Source organism: Thiosocius teredinicola (assembly GCF_002009425.1).
GTDB classification, from domain to species: Bacteria; Pseudomonadota; Gammaproteobacteria; order Chromatiales; family Chromatiaceae; genus Thiosocius; species Thiosocius teredinicola.
The window spans coordinates 1,531,136-1,549,186 of sequence record NZ_CP019936.1 but is presented as its reverse complement, the minus strand read 5'-3'; the positions used below and the strand labels follow the sequence as shown (position 1 = coordinate 1,549,186).

Below are 18,051 nucleotides of genomic sequence, written 5' to 3'. Positions count from 1 at the left end.
TCACATCAACGCCATGCCGCAAAAACATTCGATCCTGATCGTCGATGACGAGCGGAGCTATCTCGATATTCTGGTCAGCATTCTGCAAACCGATTATCGGGTCATCGTCTCCAAGACCGGCGAAGAGGCACTGCAGCGCGTGGCCAGCGGCCCCCTCCCCGATCTGATACTGCTCGACGTCGCAATGCCCGGTATCGATGGTTATGAAACCTGCCGGCGTCTGAAACTCGATGCCGCCACGCGCGATATTCCGGTCGTCTTTCTCACCGCCAAGGACGATGTCGATGCGGAGGCGCACGGTCTCAACCTGGGTGCCGTCGACTACATCACCAAGCCGATCAGCGCGGCGACGGTGCGCGCCCGCATCCGCACGCACCTGGCCCTGCGCCAGGCGCGCAAAGAACTGACGGATCAGAACGAGCGTCTCGAACAGCGCGTTCGCGAACGCACCCAGAAGCTGCGACGGATGAGCGCCGACATGGCGGTGACCGAAGAACGCGAGCGCAGAAGACTTGCTCAAGAACTGCATGACGGGCCGATTCAACGCCTGACGTTGAGCAAGATCCAGTTGGGTCGCCTGCGCGCGGCGACCGATCCGGCGCAACACCGCGCATTCGATGACCTGAACCAGACCATCGATACCGCTGTCGGCGAAATGCGCACGCTGTTGATTCAATTGAGCCCGCCAATTCTGTACGAACTCGGGCTGGCACCGGCGCTCGAATGGCTCGCAGAATCGGTGATGAAACCGCAAGGCATCGTCTGTGAGGTGAAAACGGACGGTGGCGATGCCGGCTTGAGCGAAGACATCAACGTGTTTCTGTTTCAGGCCATTCGTGAACTCATGATCAATATCGTCAAGCATGCAGGCGCCCGACATGCTCAGGTAGAATTGCGCTCGGAACCGGCTGAACTCGTAGTAGCGGTCAGCGACGACGGCGCGGGTTTCGATGCGGAACACATGTTTGAGCAGAGCAAGAGCGGCGGCTTCGGCCTGTTCAGTGTACGCGAACGCTTGTCCATGCTCGGCGGAACCTTGGCAGTGCAATCCAAAGGCGGTGCCGTCGTGACGCTAAGTATTCCGGTAGAAGATACGGAGCAAAGTGGCTGATGTTGACCCGAGTTCTGATTGTGGATGATCACAAGATCCTGCGTGAAGGACTGCGCAGCCTGCTCGATGATGCGGCTGAGTTCGAGGTTATCGGCGAAGCGGACAACGGCCGCGATGCGCTCAAGCTGGCGAAGAAGTTGACACCCGACATCGTGCTGATGGATGTCGCCATGTCGGAGCTGAACGGCATCGAGGCAACTCGCCAGCTGGTGGCAATGATGCCGGGCATCAAGGTGCTCGGATTGTCGATGCATTCCGACAGTCGCTACGTCAAACGCATGCTCGAGGCCGGCGCATCCGGCTACCTGCTCAAAGAGAACGCCTTCGACGAACTGATCACCGCGTTGCGGGCGGTTGGCTCGAACCGGGTGTACGTCAGCCCGGAGGCGTCCGGCAGCCTGCTGTCTGACATCGCCCAGGGGCAAGCCGTCGATGAAAACAGCGACTCGCCGCTGACCGCGCGTGAGAAAGAGATCCTGCAACTCATCGCCGAAGGCAACTCGACCCAGGTGGTTGCCGAGCGGCTGTTCATCAGCACCAAGACGGTCGAGACCCATCGCAAGAAGATCATGGACAAGCTCGACCTGCACAGCATCGCTGAACTGACCAAATACGCCATCCGCCAAGGCATCACGCCGCTCGACGATTGACGGTGTGCCTTTGCCGATTCAGCGGGTTTAGGCGCTGAATTAATCGTTTTGTTCCCTTTTTGGCCATGATGGCCGCAGCAGCTCGCCCGAATAAGGGTTTGCGAAGCCCCGGATCGGGGAATTTCCGATACGTCTGGACGCCCCCAGGGCCGAAACTTGAGAGCAGGAAGGGTTGGCAGTCTCTCCTTGGGTGGACGGTCCTGGCGCGCGGGATGTGTGAAGAGCGAGCACCAGACCGCTGTGGATCAGCGTCGGACCGTCCCTTTTTTTGCCGGCCACTCAACAGCGGGATCGTTACCATGAGCAGCACACAATTCGAAACGGATGTCCTCGCACAACTCGATCGCGTTCTCAACAGCAGCGGATTCCGCAATGCGTTCCGGATGGCGGCGTGTCTACGCCACCTCGTCACCGAGACCCTGGCAGGTCGCGTCAAGGCGTTTGAAGCACGCGCCGACGATCTCGCCCGTCTATGCGGCGCGTCTACCGATGACAGCGACGCCGGCATCAAACCGGTCAACATGGACGAGCTGCGCCGCAGACTCGAAAACTACTATGTCACCGAAGGATGGCGCGACCCGATTCGCCTCAGCCTGCCGACCGACAGCCTGCTGATCGGGATCGAGCGGCGTGAGGAGATATCCGGCCCTCCGTCGGGCAGCCCATTGTCACTGACCGGCCCGAAGCTGATGGTCGGATCATTCTCATGCCTCAGCGAACAACCCGCAGACCTGTATTTCTGCGAAGGCCTGGTTACCGAGATACGCAGATCGCTGGCGCTCGACACCAATTTTCACCTGGTGGCGCCCGAAGGGGCTTTTCCGCCTGTCGAACCGGCGGATGACATCGAACACATCCGCATGTCGATGGGTGTGCAACTGGTGCTGACCGGCAGCGTCCGCTGGAGCGACCAGCGCGTACGTGTTCAGGCACAGCTGACCGAAGCCGACTCTGGCGTCGTCATCTGGATGGACAACTTCGACTGCCACCTGGGCCACCAGAACGGCCTGGATGTTCAGTCATGGATCGCCAAGCGACTGGCCGAAGCGGCCGGCCGCATCGAGTGGCGCGGTACCGCCACCCGCCGCCCGGGTGAGACCAACGTCTTATCGTCCTGACGCTTCAAGCGCAGTTGCGGATCGCCAGGGGCGCCGTACCGCGAGGTATCGGCGCCCCGTCGTTTAGGGCGGCAAGGCGCGGGGGCAGCGGCGTTGGATGAATAAGGAAATTATACCTACGCATTCAGGGGTTTCCCGATGCGGATGCGACAACATTCGCCGAACAATACGGGTAGAGACCGACATCGTTAGATAACGGGCCAGCAACAACAAGCACCTACTTTTGGGCAGCACAACAATGAACGCGCGCAACCTGCAACAAAACATCGACATGCAATCCGCTTGCGCGGCCGCTGAACGCTGGCTCGAGACAGGATTCAACAACGATGCCGTGGCAGATGTTCGCGCCCTGGCGGTGCGCCACCTGGCCGAGCGTACCGGCGTCCTGCCGCTGTTCATGCCGGCGGTGATGCTGCTGTTTCTGTTCATCAGCCCCGGATTCATCACCCACTGGCCGGTCGTCGCGGCGCTGTTTCTCGGCCTTGCCGTGTTGGCGGCCTACCGCATGTACGTCGGCAACCGCCTGATGCAGGCAGACGACGATGGGCAACGCACCTGGGTCACGCGCTACCTGACCACGGTCTACATCACGGCAACCACCTGGGGAATCATGGTCGGCATGATGGTGTTTCTCGACGGGGTTGCCTGGACGACCCAACTGGCGCTGATGACAACGCTCGGCGTCACCGCCGGCGGCTTCAGCACCTATACCGTCGAACGCAACCTATGGCAGCGCTTCATCGTGCTGCTGTGGTTGCCGATCATCGTGCTCACCGGCGCCGCCGCGGTGATGGGTCTGCAGGCCGGCTGGGTATTGTTGGCGATGCAGTTGTCATTCGCCTGGTTCGCGGTCGTCCAGGGGCAGCGCATCGTGCGGCAGTACATTGCGTCGCTGGCTACCCAATCACGCCTTGAATCGGCGCTGCAGGAGATCCAGCAGCAACGCGACGCGCTCGAAGATCATCAAAACCAGCTCGAATCGCTGGTCGACCATACCCATCAACTCGCGTTCTACGATCAATTGACCGGGCTGGGCAGCCGTACGCATTTCACCGAGCGCCTGCCCAAGATGGTCGAACGCTGCAGCCGGGCCAACTGCCGGTTCGCGCTGGTACACCTCGACCTCGACGGTTTCAAAGACATCAACGATTCCATGGGCCATGACATCGGCGACATGGTGCTCAAGAGCGTCGCGGCCCGCCTGACGTCGACCTTGCGCGGCAGTGACTTTGCGGCCCGCCTGAGCAGCGATGAGTTTGCGCTGCTGATCGGCGGCGTCGAGAGCCAGGAAGACATCGACCTGCTGACCCGGCGCTGCCTGGAAGTGCTCGCCGAACCGGCGCGCTTCGGCAGCAAACGCGTACGCATCACCGCCGGCATCGGCATCGCCATGTACCCCGAAGACGGTGAAGACGCGGTAACGCTGCTCAAGGCTGCCGAAACGGCCATGCGTGCGGCCAAGCGAGGCGGCAAGCACCGGGTTCAGCGATACGAGCTTCGCCTGACGACCGAAAACGACCAACGCCGCCAGATAGAACGCGACCTGGCGCGCGCAATCGACAGCGAAGAACTGGTGCTGCTGTACCAGCCGCAGATCGATACCGCCAGCGGCCGCCTGTGCGGCGCCGAAGCCCTGGTTCGCTGGCTGCACCCGGTGCGCGGCATGGTACCGCCGGATCAGTTCATCAGCGTCGCAGAACGCGTCGGCCTGATCGATCAGATCGGCGAGTGGGTATTGCGCACCGCCTGCCGCCAGGCGGCCCAATGGCGGCGCGACAGCAATGTCTCGCTGCCGGTCGCAGTCAACATCTCACCGCGGCAACTGGAGAACTGCGCCTTCTACGACACGGTGCGCCAGGTGCTGAAGGAAACCGGCCTGCCACCCGAAATGCTCGAACTCGAGGTGACCGAGAGCGTACTGCAGACCGGCACTGCGGTCTGCTCGACGCTGGAGCGCATTCGTTCGATCGGCGTGCGCATCGCCATCGACGACTTCGGCACCGGTTATTCATCCCTCGCCTCACTGAAGAAACTGCCGATCGACTGCGTGAAGATCGACCGGGTGTTCGTCGCCGACATGCTGCAGCACCGCAAAGACACCATGCTGCTGGGCACCATTATCGAGATGGCACATGCCTTCGATTGCCGGGTCGTTGCCGAAGGTGTCGAGTCGTCCAGGCAGGGCGAGGCATTGAAATCACTGGGCTGCGATATCCTGCAAGGTTATCTGCTGGGTCGCCCGATGCCGGCATCGGCGATCCTCGAAAGGTCGAGCGAAAACTTTCTCGAGCTGTGCACCGACGATGGCACCAACGGCTTGCGCCTGGTCGAGCAACCCATCTAAAGGATCGGCCGGTCACGCAGCGATTTCCGAGGTTCCCGACGCGCGCAACCAGCCGGTGCGAACGATTCCTCAAGATTCTCAAGTACGTCACCGAATTGCCGCCTATGTGAGCAGGCTCCAGTTTCTCCCGATACGAAAATAATTCGCCATGATCTATCTCCCGCATTTCATCGCCTCGGTCGTCCTCGGTTTCGGTATGGCCTACGGAGTTCATTACCTGCTCATCGACACCCTGCCGTCTGCCCTGCTGGTGGCGCTCATCGCCGTCTGCGCCATGCTGCCTGGCCTGGCGGTTTTCTCGATCGGGGTCACTCGGCCGTTGGCAAAGCTCGCCGATGCGGTCGAGGAAAGCGTTGAAAAGGAAGACTTCAAACGCTTTGCCGAAGAGATGAAAGATGTGCGCAGTGCGCATTGTCAGCGCATGCGTGATGCGGTTGTCGCATTGCAGCGCAAGACCACCGACGTCGCCCGGGAGATGGCCGAACGCGGCAGCCGGATCGCAATCGCCTCCGCCCAGGTGTCATTCTCCGCGGACGAGTTGCGCAAGAAAATGACCGACCAGGTGCGCCACGCGAACACCATCGGCACCACCTCGCAAGAGATCGAAGCGACGACCCGCTCGATGTCGCAGAGCGCAGAACATGCGCGCGATTCGGCATATGCCACGCGCGACGCCAGCACCAAGGGTGAATCGGCCGTTCTCGGTGCCATACAACGCATCCATCACGTGCGCGCCGAAACCGAACGCAGCGCCAACTCGCTCGGCCAGCTGCAGGCGCGCTCGGAAGAGATCCAGACGATCACCCGACTGATCGACGGCGTCGCCGAACAGACCAATATGCTGGCGCTCAACGCAGCGATCGAGGCGGCACGCGCCGGCGAACACGGACGCGGTTTCGCGGTCGTCGCCGACGAGGTTCGCCAACTGGCGAGCAAGACGACCGAGGCCACCCGCGAAATCGGCGAAAAACTCGCCAGCATCCATCAGGAAGTCAACGAATCGGTGCAGACGATGCAAAGCCTCGCCGAAGTCGTCGAATCGGTGGTGACCGATACCGAGGGTGTCGGCACCGTGCTGCAGGGCATCAACGGCTACTCTGAAGAATCAGCCAACGATATCGGCATGATCGCCACCACGGTCGAAGAACATGTCAGCGGCATCGGTGAGATCTCCGAGTCACTGAGCCGGATGGAGATTGCCCTGACCGAGACCGAGCAGGAAGTACAGACGGTTTCGGAACACGCGCTCGACCTGTCCGACACAGCCGAGACGGTTTACAAAAGCATCGCGCACTTCGAACTCGACACGGTGCACGATCGCGTACGCCATATCGCGCTCGATGCGGTGAAGAAGATCATCGCCACCTTTGAGAATGCCATCGCAAGCGGCAGGCTCAGCCTCGCCGATCTGATGGACCGCGACTATAAAGAGATACCCAACACCAATCCGACGAAGTACCAGACGCGCTTCGACCGTTTCACCGACGAGGTGCTGCCGGCGATCCAGGAACCCATCCTGCAGGAGAACGGCTTTATCCTGTACGCCGGTGCAGTCGACAACAACGGCTACTTCCCCACGCACAACAAGCGTTACAGCAAGCCTTTGACCGGCGACTACCAGACCGACCTGGTCAACAACCGTACCAAGCGGTTGTTCACCGATCGCACCGGCAGCCGCTGCGGCAAGAATACGGAATCCTTCCTGCTGCAGACCTACAAGCGGGATACCGGCGAGATCATGCACGATATGTCGGTTCCCATCGTACTGCAGGGACGCCACTGGGGTGGTTTCCGGATCGGCTACAAGGCGTCGGATACACACTGAGCAGACGCGCGGCGAGGCGCTCGCCGCTCGATGTGACCCGCGGGATTACGCCATCGCATCAGCCGCCGACTTAATCGGCGAGCGGCAGGTCGATCGTGAAGCAGGTACCCTTCCCCGGCGTGCTCTGCAACGACAGGACACCGGCCATCTTCTCGACCAGACGACGACTCAGCGGCAGTCCGATCCCGCTGCCGTCATGGATCGAGTGGCGCAAGGCGGTACGCCGAAACGGGTCGAAGATCCCTTCCTGATGGTGCGGCTCGATGCCCAGACCATCGTCGGCCACCGTGATATGCACACGATCATCCACGACGCAGGTGCGGATCGTCACGTCACCGGGTCTGCCGCTGTGCTTGATCGCATTGCTGCACAGATTCAGTAGCACCTGTTTGAGTGCACCTTGATCTGCACACACCTGCAACGCGTCGTCAGGCGGCAGCTGCAACTGCATACCGGCGCTGATCGCCTGGTGTTTGACCAACGCGGCCACATCGCCAAGTAACGGCGACAAGGCGACATTGCGCATCACCAGCTTGGTCTTGCCGGCGTCGATCTTCGCCAGATCCAACACCTCGTTGATCAGCGACAACATGTGAGAGCCGGCATTCTGAATCTCGCCGATGCTGTCTGCCTGGTCGTCATCGAGTTTGTCGGACTCATCGAGCAGGAGCTCGCAGAAACCCAATACCGTGGTCAACGGGGTACGCAGTTCATGACTCAGTGACGCCAGGAAGCGGCTTTTCTCCTCACTGGCCGCAACGGCATCGTTCAGCCTGCTCAGCAATTCGCCGGTCGTCGAGTCTTCGTCGATGGGGAGTATCTCAGTCATAGGTCTTCAACAGTTGCAGCAGTTCCACGGGACTGAACGGCTTGATGAGGTAGTGGTCTGCGCCGGCTTCCCGGCCGGCGTCGAGGTCCGCCTTCTGCCCTCTTGCCGACAGGATGATCACCTTGGCATGACGCAGATCGTCGTTGCTCTTGATCTGTCGACAGACTTCGTAGCCGTCCGCTGAGCCGGGCATCATCACGTCCAACAACACGATGTCCGGAGTCAGGGCAGACACCCGTTGCAACGCCGCGTCGCCGCTGTCGGCCTCGTGCAGTTCGTAGTCCGCGCCCTGCAGCGTCAGGCTGATCAAGCGACGCAGGTTCTCGTTGTCGTCGACGATCAATACTTTGCGCATTTGCGTTCCCATGAGTCACCCCACCTTATGCAATCGCTGTTCGTTCGAAGTTTCCACCGGCACCCTGATCGTCACGGCAGTACCGACATCGAGCTGGCTGTCGACGATCACTTCCCATCCATGGATATTGATGATCTCCTTGACCAGCGACATCCCGAGACCGGATCCGGGAATCGCGCCCGACTTGTCGGCGCGGTAGAAACGATCGAACATCGCCTCGACCTGATCCGGACTCATACCGATACCCTGGTCTTCGATGCGGATCTCGATCGCGCCGTCGACCTGCTCGGCTGAAACAGATACATCCCCGCCGCCGGGCGAATACTTGAACGCATTGCTCAGCACATTGCTGAGCACCTGCTTGAGCTTTGCACCGTCCACCGGCACCGCGGGAAGGATGTCGGGGAAACGTACGCTCACGCGGCGATCGTCGCCTTCGGGCAGAAAACTGTTCACGCTGTCGCGCAGCAACGGCAGTAGCGGTTGGCGCCGGATCTCGAAGTCCTTGCCTGACCGCGCCTCGATGCGCGCAAGGTCCAATAACTCGTTCAGCATGCTGACCAGGTGGGCTGACTGGCGGTAGATCGTGCCGATCATCTCCTTGCGTTCTTCCGGGGCATGCTCGAACTGCAGCAGCAACTCGGAGAATCCGTAGACACTGGCCAAAGGGGTACGCAGTTCGTGTGCCGCGGTAGCAAGAAAATCGCTCTTCATCTCGTCGAGTTCGCGCTCGTGCGTGATATCGCGCAGATACATGACGTGTGCACCTTCGCCGCGATTGCCGAGGCTGCGCTCGCGACAACTGATGATGCGTGGCTTCGGATAGGTGATCTTGATCAGCCGGTGACCGCCGGCATCTTCGATGTCGGTCACGCCGCATTCGGTACGCAACGTGGCAAAGAACCGGCTCCGGAGAATGCCGCACGCCTGCGCTTCGCTGATGCCGGTAATCTGGGTGAACGCGGGGTTCACCGATGTGATCTTGTCGTCGCCGTCGAAATGCACGAAGCCGTCCGGACTCAACTCGAATACCGTGTTGAGTTCGCGCCGCCGTTCGTTGACCTGCTTCTGCGCCTGAATGCGCTCGGTGACGTCGCGGTGGTTCCACAGGTGCGCATACTGTCGGCCATCGCAGAACAACGGCGTATAGTCGGTTTCGATGACGCTGCCGCAGCTCAAGGTGAACAGTTGGTCCGTGGTACGTTCGGCTTGGTCGACATAGGTCTGAAAACGCTGCCTGGCCGACCCGGGATTGTCCAACCGGGCCACCAACATCTCCTCGATCTCGCTGTACGGCCTGCCGATCAAGGTCGACGGCGAAGCGTCGCCGCCAAGCAATTCGCTGAAACCGCGGTTGGCGTGCAACACCACGCCGCGCATATCGACCAGCAGTACAGCGCTTTGCAGATTGTCGACCAGACCGCTGAGCAGTTCCGTCGCCGACCTGAGCTCGTCACGCTGCTCGGCGTTTTCATCCATCAAGGTCGCCAGGTCGCTCGACATGGCGTTGAATGCGCCGACCGCCTGAGCAATTTCGTCTTTGCCCTTGACGTCGACCTGGTATCCGAATCGTCCTTCAGCGACCGCCTTGGTACCGTCTTTCAACGACTTCAACTGACGCGTTAGCAACGTGCCAAGAACGAAGGAAAACAGTCCGGACAACAGCAGCTCGCTGGCGGCGATACCACTGAAGGTGCGGGTGGCCCGCGACAATTCGCGCTGCATGTGCGCGATATCGAGGCCGATTTCGACCCGGCCGTAGTTTTCGCCGCCCACATTGATCGGTGCCGAGCGGTCGAAAACGCCGTCCGTCACTGCGGCCAAATCCACGTCGTCGACAAAGCGCCTGCCGAGCGCGGCAGCCTGACCGTCTTCAGCCAGAACCTCACTGTTGCTGCGCACGCGCGCATACACCAGGCCCGGGTTGCTCATGACCTCTGCGACCAGGCTCTCGAGCGAGGCGAGATCGTAGGCGAGTACCGCGTCCGCAGTCGTGCTGGCGAATAGCGAGGCGGTGGTTTGGGCACGCTGGCGCAGTTGCTCCTCGCCGGTGCCGCGCAATTCGTACAGGCTGCTCATCACCAGAACGAGCAGCAGCGCGGCTTCGATCAATGCTATCCCTAGTACGGTTTTCAGGCGAAAAGACATCGCAGCGTCCTAATCGAGTAAGCCTTCCAGCAGCCTGATGTTCAATTCCCGAACGTCATCCCAATCGGTATCGACCGCGCTTTCCAGACCTTTGAACTTGATGGCCGCCAATAAAGCGCGTCCTGTATCACTGTCGTTCAGGCCCAACAGGGCCTGCTTGACCTCGGCCACGGTCGCGGCGTCCAGGCGCGGATGCACGGCGATGGCGTGCGGCGTATAGCCCTTGGTCGTCCACAACACGCGCAGCTGATCGCGCACCTCGGGAGCGACGTTGTTCAGCGTGCGTTGAATGCCGCCGCCGGCCGGAAACAGGCCCTTGGCCACGCTGCGGTAAACCGAATCGTGAGACGACACATACTTCGGCTCGAAACTGATCCCGTTCTTGCTGAGTTCCGACCGCGGCAATACGCTCGCCGCGAAGGCAGCCGGGGCCGGAAACGCGATCTGCTTGCCGTCGAGTTCCTCGAGCGCGACGATCGGACTGTCCTTGCGTACAACCAGAATCCCCTTGATGCGTTTATCCGCCTGGCGCACCAATGCGCGGTAGCCGGGTTTCTCGTTGAACACCGTGAAGTGATAGGGGTTCATGTAGGCAATATCGTATTCACCGTCGGCCACGCGGCGTTCGAACTCGGGGATGTTCGGCGCGGTCTTGAACACGAAGCGGTAGCCGGTGCGTTCACCCAGCTCTTTCAGGATCGGCCCCCACAACATCGCCAGTTTGCTCGGCGCCTGTTGCGGCACGATGCCGAACGTTAGCACCTGGGTTTCCGCCGTTGCGGGCATTGCCAGTAATGCGAAGACTGCAAAGCAGATCGCAACAACGCCCGATTTCACTCTGTTGACTGTACGCATGGATTCTTTCATCGACCTCAGGTGTTGGCGGTGTTGGCGGACGCCGGGCGATCAGACAGACGCAACCGCGCCGCCTGTCACTCCCCGCCTTCCGCGTTGATCTCGAGTTGCTTGCAGACCAGGTCGCGCAACAGGTTCATCTGTACCGGTTTGCGCAACACGGGGATGTCCTCAGGCAGCCCGCCGCGGGCCTGGATTTCACTGCCGCTCAATCCGGTAACCACCAATACCAAGGTATCGGCATACTCCGGCCTTTTATTGAGCGTCTGTACCATTTCGAAGCCGTCCATACCGGGCATCTGCAGGTCGGCAATCACGACGCGCGGACGGTGCTCACCGACCATCAGCAGGCCCTCGAAGCCGTTGTTGGCCACGGCGACGGTCACGCCCCAGCGTTTGCAGGCGGCGAGATAGAGCTTCTGCATGCTGCGATCGTCCTCGACGACCACCAGTTGGGGGTGTTCTTCGGGGGGCTGGCGCGTGCCCTGCGCGCGTGCCGATTGCAACGCCTCCACCGAATCCTTGGTGATCCGGCGATGCCCGCCAGGGGTCTTCCATGCGGATAAAGCGCCTGCCTCGACCCACAGCTGCACGGTTCTCACCGATACACCCAGCATCTCTGCGACTTGCCTCGTTGTCAGTTCGTCCATCACACGTTCCATTTCAATCTAGGTTTCACTTTTTTCATTATTTTTAATTTTTTCATTTCTGCAAGCTTTCAGCGCGATCTCGTGAACCTAGGCCCTTGGGTAATGAAGCCCGTTCGTGATCAGGCGTTTAAGTACCAGATAGATCGTTTGAATCCGGCAAAACTGAAACACGACAGTCGCCCTTGCAGGCGGTTGCGGATCGTCGGTAGTGAACGAACGTTCAAACCGACAGACAACGGCCGCTATATCCCCTGAGTTGCCGGCGACCGACGATGTCGCTGGCGCGGATTGCCTGCGAGGGACGCCCAATTGTTCGCAATAGGTTTTGCGCAACCGACATCCAGCCGGCGCCGGTCATGTCGAACCCGGCGCCCAACCGGGCGCTGAACACAGTCGGATGCATCGACAGGCAATAGCCTCCATAGCGGTAGCCGTGTGACGAAACCCAAAACCAAAGCCCGCGACTTCAAGGTCCAACGACAGCTGCGCTATTCAGCCTGGCTCGGCGCGACGCTGTTCGCGTTGCTGGTCGGCTTGATCCAATACGAACACTCTGCCGCCGAGGTGCTCGCCTGGACTGAACAACGACTCAGTCATTGGCAAACGCTCAACACCAATCGAATTGCGCACACCATCAACGACGCACGCAGCGAGGCCATCGCACTCGCCGCCAATCCCGATGCGTTCGCCGCCTTGACGACAACAAACCGCGATGCCGGCGAACGGCTTCAGCGCGTGTTCTCCGGCATCATCGGATTCAAGCAGGCCTACCTGGAAATCGGCCTGGTCAGCATGGACGAGCCACACGAGCAGGTGCTGCGTTCGTCGCGAAGCGTGCAAGCGCAACCGATCGATCCGGCTTGGCCTGCTGCGTCGTACGGCAATGCTTCTGAACATGCAGCATGGCGATCACTCTCCCCCGGCGAATCTCGCGCATACCTTGCTCATCGCGAGCACGAGGCGTCACCGGCCACCGTGCGTGTTGCAGCGCCGGTCAACGATGCTGCCGGCCAGACTCGCGGCGTTGTCGTCGTCACGCTCGCCATGCAGTCGTGGCTACCCGGAACGCCAGACAGCCTGCCCACCGAGGTAGAGATGTTGCTGGTCGACAATCAGGGCGAGGTACTGCTCGACAGCAATGCCCCTACGAGCGAAGACGCTGGGGCGCGCCGTAGAATCGAAGAGGTATTCCCGGGCTTGCACTGGCAAGGAACGACTGCCACCTCGCAAGTTGAAAAAAGCGCACACCGCACGCCAATGCGTCAGCCTGCGACAGCGGCCTCGCTCTTCGAGACGACGAAGTACAACGGCGAGCACTACCGTGTACTGACCAGACACATAGGGATTGCAGACCGCGATGAGTCGTTGGCCTTCGTCGCAGTGATCGCCGTACCGCAAAGCACAATCAGCGCAAAGGTATGGGCAGATGCCGCACCCCTGCTCGGCATAACGTTCGTTGCCGCGGTGATCATCGTCGTCGCGTTGCAAAGGAACCTGTCAAGAAACCTGATCCCACTACGCCGCCTGGTCAGGTTCGTCGACGCCATCGGCGATGGAGATTATTCGACGGATGCACCGCGCTTCGACGATGCCAAGCTCAACAACTTCGCCAAGGCCTTGGACAAGATGCGCCAGGGACTGAAACGCCGCGAGTCAGACATCATCTTCGATGCCGCCGTCAACGCCATGCCCGCTGCCCTGCTGATTATCGACCGCGACGGCATCATCCGGCGCAGCAGCAGCTATGCCGCGCAGCTATTCGGCTACCAGGGTTATGAACTCAACGGCCTGCCGGTGGAAAACCTGGTACCCGACGCACAACGGCACGGCCACAGCGCGTTACGCAGCCAATACCAACTCAACCCGCAGCAGAAGGACATGGCCCGTTCACGCGACCTGGCCTGTGTTCGCAAAGACGGCCAAGTCGTTCCGATCAAGGTCAACCTGAGCCCGCTCAAGATTGGCGATGACGAGTTCGTTATCGCCACCGTATTCGATATCAGCGAAAACAAGCGTATCGAACGGGATCTGGAGATCGCCAAAGAGAGCGCAGAAGGTGCGAATGAGGCGAAGAGCATATTCCTCGCCAATATGAGCCATGAGATTCGCACGCCGATGAACACCATCATCGGCATGTCGCATCTCGCGCTGCAGACGAATCTCGATATCAAGCAACGCAACTACATCGACAAGGTGCACCGGTCTGCCGAATCGCTGCTGGCATTGATCAACGATATTCTCGATTTCTCGAAGATCGAGGCCGGCAAGCTCGACATCGATGAGGTCAACTTCCGTCTGTCCGATGTGTTCGACGACCTCTCCAACGTGGTCGGGTTCAACGCATCGGAGAAAAGTCTTGAACTATTGTTCGACGTCGACAGCGAGGTGCCGCGCCACCTGTTCGGCGACCAGCTCCGCCTGCACCAGATTCTGCTGAACCTGTGCAACAACGCCATCAAGTTCACCGACCGTGGCGAGGTCGTGGTGTCGGTCAGTACCACCCAACGCGACGACGACCAGGTCGAGCTGCTGTTTGCCGTGCGCGACACCGGCATTGGCATACCCGAGTCGCAACAGGCACGCTTGTTCAGTGCCTTCACCCAGTCGGACGCCTCGACAACCCGTCGCTACGGCGGTACCGGCTTGGGCCTGGCAATCTGCAAGCAACTCGCCGAACTCATGGGCGGTCGCATTTGGATGCGCAGCGAAGCCGGCAAAGGCAGCACCTTCTTTGTCTCTTTGCCGTTCACCGACATCGACGACAGGGCCGACGACATCGGCGGAAACCTGCAGGCGGCCGACCTGAGCGGCCTGCACTGCCTGTTGGTTGACGACAGCTCCAGCGCCCGGGTGATCTTCTCAACCATGCTCGAAAGCCACGGCATTCACGTCGATGTCGTAAAAGATGCATTCGTCGCCACCGACTACCTGGTCGGTCCGGACAGTCGCGACAGGCCTCCGTACGATTTTCTGCTCGTCGATTGGCACATGCCGGGCATGAACGGTATCGAGTTTCTCGCCGGTCAACACGCTGTTTTCGGCGACGCGCTCCCGCCGGTCATCATGACCACCGCGCACAGCAAAGAAGACCTGGAAGAAGCCCTGGCCGAGAGCCAGGTCGCGGTTGACGGCATTCTGACCAAGCCGGTCACCCCCGGTGACCTGCTGCATGCCATCGAAAGCGCTGTATCCCAGGTCGGTCGCCGCCAAAACGTGCACCCGTCAGACATCAAGCCCGGCCCCGAAGACGACACCAATAGACTGCGAGGCGCCAGCATCCTGTTGGTCGAAGACAATGAATACAACCAGGAACTCGCCGTTACCCTGCTCGCCGCGAACGGGATGCTGGTGGACGTCGCCAACAACGGCGAGCGCGCTTTGAGCATGCTAGATCGCAAGCGCTACGACGGCGTTCTCATGGATTGCCAGATGCCGGTAATGGACGGCTATACCGCAACCCGCAAGTTGCGACAGCAGACCGAATTCGACGCACTGCCGATCATTGCACTGACGGCGAACGTGTCGCGCGACGATATCGACGCCGCCCTCGCCGCCGGCATGAACGATCACATCGCCAAACCGATCAATGTCCGAGACATGCTGCACACGATGGCGAAATGGATACACGCTTCTCAACCCGCACCGCAGCAGCCGGTGTCGAACGCAGGCGTCGCAACCGGGATACAGCTGCCGGTCAAGCTGGAGGGACTCGACGTGGCGACCGGCTTGCGGCGCTTCGACAACGATGTCGGCTTTTACCTCAAGATGGCCCACAAGTTCGCGAGCAACCAACGCGAAGCACTGGACGACGGCTTGGCCGAACGCGACGACCTCGACAGCGCGACACGCAGTTTTCATACCTTAAAAAGCAGCGCAGGCAGCATCGGCGCCACACGCCTGCAGCGTTTGGCGGCAGAGGCCGAACGCCACATCAAGCAGCATCGCGAGTTCATTCCCCCACAACTGCTGCAATCGATCGAAGCGGAAGTCCGGACGGTCATCGATGCCGTTGAACAACTGCCTGCCCCGGCAAGCGGCAGGCATTCCGCGGAAAACAAACCGCAGGTGGATATCGATGCAACGATCGAAAACCTGCTGATGCAGTTGAACAACTACGATACCGCGGCCGTCGATACGATCGAACTGTTGATCGCGAACACCGCAAACCCCCTGTTACTCGACACACTGAAAGCCACGCGACAGGCACTGCAGAGCTACGATTTCGAAGCAGCCGCGCAGGCCTTTGCAGCCAAGGAGTCATCGGCATGACACTCGACAACGGCAACACGACATCGAAGCCGGCGATCAACCGGGTCCTGGCGATTGACGACTCGCCGGAAACGATCGATGCGATCCGCGCCGCACTGGGGACAGGATTTCAGCTACTCGCCGCCACCAACGGCAAGGTCGGCCTGGAGATCGCCCGCAAGCAGCTTCCGGAACTGATCCTGCTCGACGTGCTGATGCCGGAGATGGACGGCTACGAGGTCTGCCGGCAACTGAAAGCCGATGCACTCACCCGCGACATACCCGTGATCTTTCTTTCGGGGCTCGACAGCGAGAAGGACGAGATTCGAGGATTCTCTGCCGGCGGTATCGACTTCGTGACCAAACCGATGGAACCGGTCATCCTGAAGGTGCGCGTCCGCACGCAGATCGAATTGGCGAACGCGCGCCAGGCGTTGGCGCAAGCCAATGATTTCATGGAAGACGAACGAGAGATCATGGCGGAGATCCTGCTTGCCATGCGCAACGACAAAGACTTCTGCAACGACAACCTGTCGTTCGCCTGTCATTCGCGCGACACCGCCGGCGGCGATCTGTTGCTCTCCGCCAAGCGACCCTCTGGTCACCATCACTTCCTGGTGGGAGACTTCACCGGGCATGGCCTGACGGCCGCGATCGGTACGCCGTTGGTGTCGCACCTGTTCTATGCCATGACCGCGGCTGATGTCCCACTGGCGACTATCGTCGGAGAAATCAACAACGTGCTGGCCAGACGACTGCCGTCTCACATCTTCATGGCGGCAGCGGCCGTCTGCCTGAGCGAAGACAACCGCCGCGCCGAGCTGTGGAGCTTCGGCAATCCGGAGATCCTGTACCGCGGTCCGAACCAGCAATGGGTCAGATACGCGTCGATGGAGATGCCGATGGGTATCGCAACGCACGATGCGCCGTTCGATTCAGTGCACCTGGACTTCGAAGAAGACGGCAACCTGTACGTGTTCACCGACGGGCCGATCGAGGTGGTATGCCGGGATGGCAGCTACTACGGGGTTGACCGGCTCGTCGACACCATAGATCGCTGCGAACAGTCTTTGGACTCGGTCATCGCCGATGTGATCGCCAGCGCGAAGCAACCCAACGCACTGGACGATTTGACACTGCTGCGCATCGGCCGCGACCGGCACGCCGACTCACCCAACGGCGAGATCGAGGTGGTTCAGCGACGCGCATCGTCCTGCTGAGGTGGCGACGCGCCCCATCGATCGGCTGCAATTCGCCCGACATAGTCGAAACCACCGTTTCCATCACCCTTGAACACCACGCCTTCACCTTCGCCCGGGTAGACCGGCGTCGCTTCGCGCGCCACATTGCCGTGAGCGACGATCACGGTATTGGTGCCCACCTTGGGCGGGGTTGACAACAAACGCCGAGCCGTCGCGATGATCGCATCGCGTCCGCCGAAGAAGGCGGCAACCCGCAGGTTGACGACGTCGGTCGTGGGCTCGACATCGCCCAGGCCCAACAACCGGGCCGTCTCGATGGTGCGGCAATAGGGGCTGGCCAACACCTGGCCGACCGGGATGTTCTGCGCACGCATGGCCTCACCGATCGCCTCGGCGGCCCGACGGCCCTCGTCGGACAGCTGGCGCATACGCATCGGGTCACAGCTCTCCCAATCGCCGACCTGGGTCACCTGATCCTGCAGACTCCAGTCAGTGGCCGCGTGGCGAAAGTAGATCGAATAGCCGCCACTGCGCAGCGCTTGAAGCAACGCCTCGTCCTGCAGAACAGGCGGCGGCGCCGCAGTACCGGCACCGGCGGCACCCAGCGCGATGATCAATAGAACGCGGCGGACCCACGAACTGACAGTTGGCGTCATGGTCTTTATCTCCCGGCGCCGGGCATGGCATCTTCTGAATGAACGGGTAGATAAAGGATA

13 protein-coding genes are annotated in these 18,051 nt (G+C 60.7%); 7 read left to right on the top strand and 6 right to left on the bottom strand.

All coding sequences use genetic code 11. The features are described from left to right. The first annotated feature begins 13 nt into the window (after positions 1-13). From B1781_RS07595 to B1781_RS07575, 5 genes are all read left to right on the top strand, one after another. Positions 14-1,111, top strand: coding sequence for an ATP-binding response regulator (locus B1781_RS07595; RefSeq protein WP_164513298.1), 1,098 nt, complete (start codon positions 14-16; stop codon positions 1,109-1,111). Further along, positions 1,111-1,761 carry a response regulator gene (locus tag B1781_RS07590; protein WP_078119082.1) on the top strand — a complete coding sequence of 217 codons (651 nt, stop codon included), beginning with the start codon at positions 1,111-1,113 and terminating at the stop codon, positions 1,759-1,761. Before B1781_RS07595 ends, B1781_RS07590 begins: the two co-directional genes overlap by 1 nt. A gap of 299 nt (positions 1,762-2,060) precedes the next feature. Continuing rightward, positions 2,061-2,879 carry a hypothetical protein gene (locus B1781_RS07585; protein WP_078119080.1) on the top strand — a complete coding sequence of 273 codons (819 nt, stop codon included), beginning with the start codon at positions 2,061-2,063 and terminating at the stop codon, positions 2,877-2,879. A gap of 238 nt (positions 2,880-3,117) precedes the next feature. Further along, positions 3,118-5,223, top strand: a complete 2,106-nt coding sequence (locus B1781_RS07580) for a putative bifunctional diguanylate cyclase/phosphodiesterase (protein WP_078119079.1) — start codon at positions 3,118-3,120, stop codon at positions 5,221-5,223. A gap of 148 nt (positions 5,224-5,371) precedes the next feature. Beyond that, positions 5,372-7,048 carry a methyl-accepting chemotaxis protein gene (locus B1781_RS07575; RefSeq protein WP_078119078.1) on the top strand — a complete coding sequence of 559 codons (1,677 nt, stop codon included), beginning with the start codon at positions 5,372-5,374 and terminating at the stop codon, positions 7,046-7,048. A 70-nt stretch (positions 7,049-7,118) separates the two neighbouring features. Here the strand turns inward: B1781_RS07575 and B1781_RS07570 are convergent, their stop codons facing one another. The 5 genes from B1781_RS07570 to B1781_RS07550 all read right to left on the bottom strand — a co-directional run bounded on the left by B1781_RS07570 (position 7,119) and on the right by B1781_RS07550 (position 11,885). Continuing rightward, the gene (locus B1781_RS07570; RefSeq protein WP_078119077.1) at positions 7,119-7,877 is read right to left on the bottom strand and encodes a sensor histidine kinase; all 759 of its coding nucleotides are present in this window, start codon (positions 7,875-7,877) and stop codon (positions 7,119-7,121) included. Next, positions 7,870-8,232: a response regulator transcription factor gene (locus B1781_RS07565; RefSeq protein WP_078119076.1), complete on the bottom strand. Its 363-nt coding sequence runs from the start codon at positions 8,230-8,232 to the stop codon at positions 7,870-7,872. The genes B1781_RS07570 and B1781_RS07565 overlap by 8 nt, the downstream gene beginning before the upstream one ends. Positions 8,233-8,247: 15 nt before the next feature. Further along, the gene (locus B1781_RS07560) at positions 8,248-10,380 is read right to left on the bottom strand and encodes an ATP-binding protein (RefSeq protein ID WP_078119075.1); all 2,133 of its coding nucleotides are present in this window, start codon (positions 10,378-10,380) and stop codon (positions 8,248-8,250) included. A gap of 9 nt (positions 10,381-10,389) precedes the next feature. Then, positions 10,390-11,166 (bottom strand): phosphate/phosphite/phosphonate ABC transporter substrate-binding protein, encoded by a 777-nt coding sequence (locus tag B1781_RS07555; protein WP_334223910.1) that lies wholly within the window; start codon positions 11,164-11,166, stop codon positions 10,390-10,392. A gap of 146 nt (positions 11,167-11,312) precedes the next feature. Beyond that, on the bottom strand, positions 11,313-11,885 hold the full coding sequence (locus B1781_RS07550) for a response regulator (RefSeq protein ID WP_334223909.1): 573 nt from the start codon (positions 11,883-11,885) through the stop codon (positions 11,313-11,315). A gap of 435 nt (positions 11,886-12,320) precedes the next feature. Between B1781_RS07550 and B1781_RS07545 the strand changes: the two genes are divergently transcribed. Both B1781_RS07545 and B1781_RS07540 read left to right on the top strand, forming a co-directional pair. After that, the gene (locus B1781_RS07545; RefSeq protein WP_078119073.1) at positions 12,321-16,154 is read left to right on the top strand and encodes a response regulator; all 3,834 of its coding nucleotides are present in this window, start codon (positions 12,321-12,323) and stop codon (positions 16,152-16,154) included. Then, the gene (locus B1781_RS07540) at positions 16,151-17,353 is read left to right on the top strand and encodes a SpoIIE family protein phosphatase (protein WP_078119072.1); all 1,203 of its coding nucleotides are present in this window, start codon (positions 16,151-16,153) and stop codon (positions 17,351-17,353) included. The genes B1781_RS07545 and B1781_RS07540 overlap by 4 nt, the downstream gene beginning before the upstream one ends. Here B1781_RS07540 and B1781_RS07535 read toward each other — a convergent pair. Then, a complete protein-coding gene (locus B1781_RS07535) occupies positions 17,329-17,991 on the bottom strand; it encodes a histidine phosphatase family protein (protein WP_078119071.1) in 663 nt (220 codons plus the stop codon). The two genes, B1781_RS07540 and B1781_RS07535, sit on opposite strands and share 25 nt — an antisense overlap. Between the last annotated feature and the right edge of the window lie 60 nt (positions 17,992-18,051).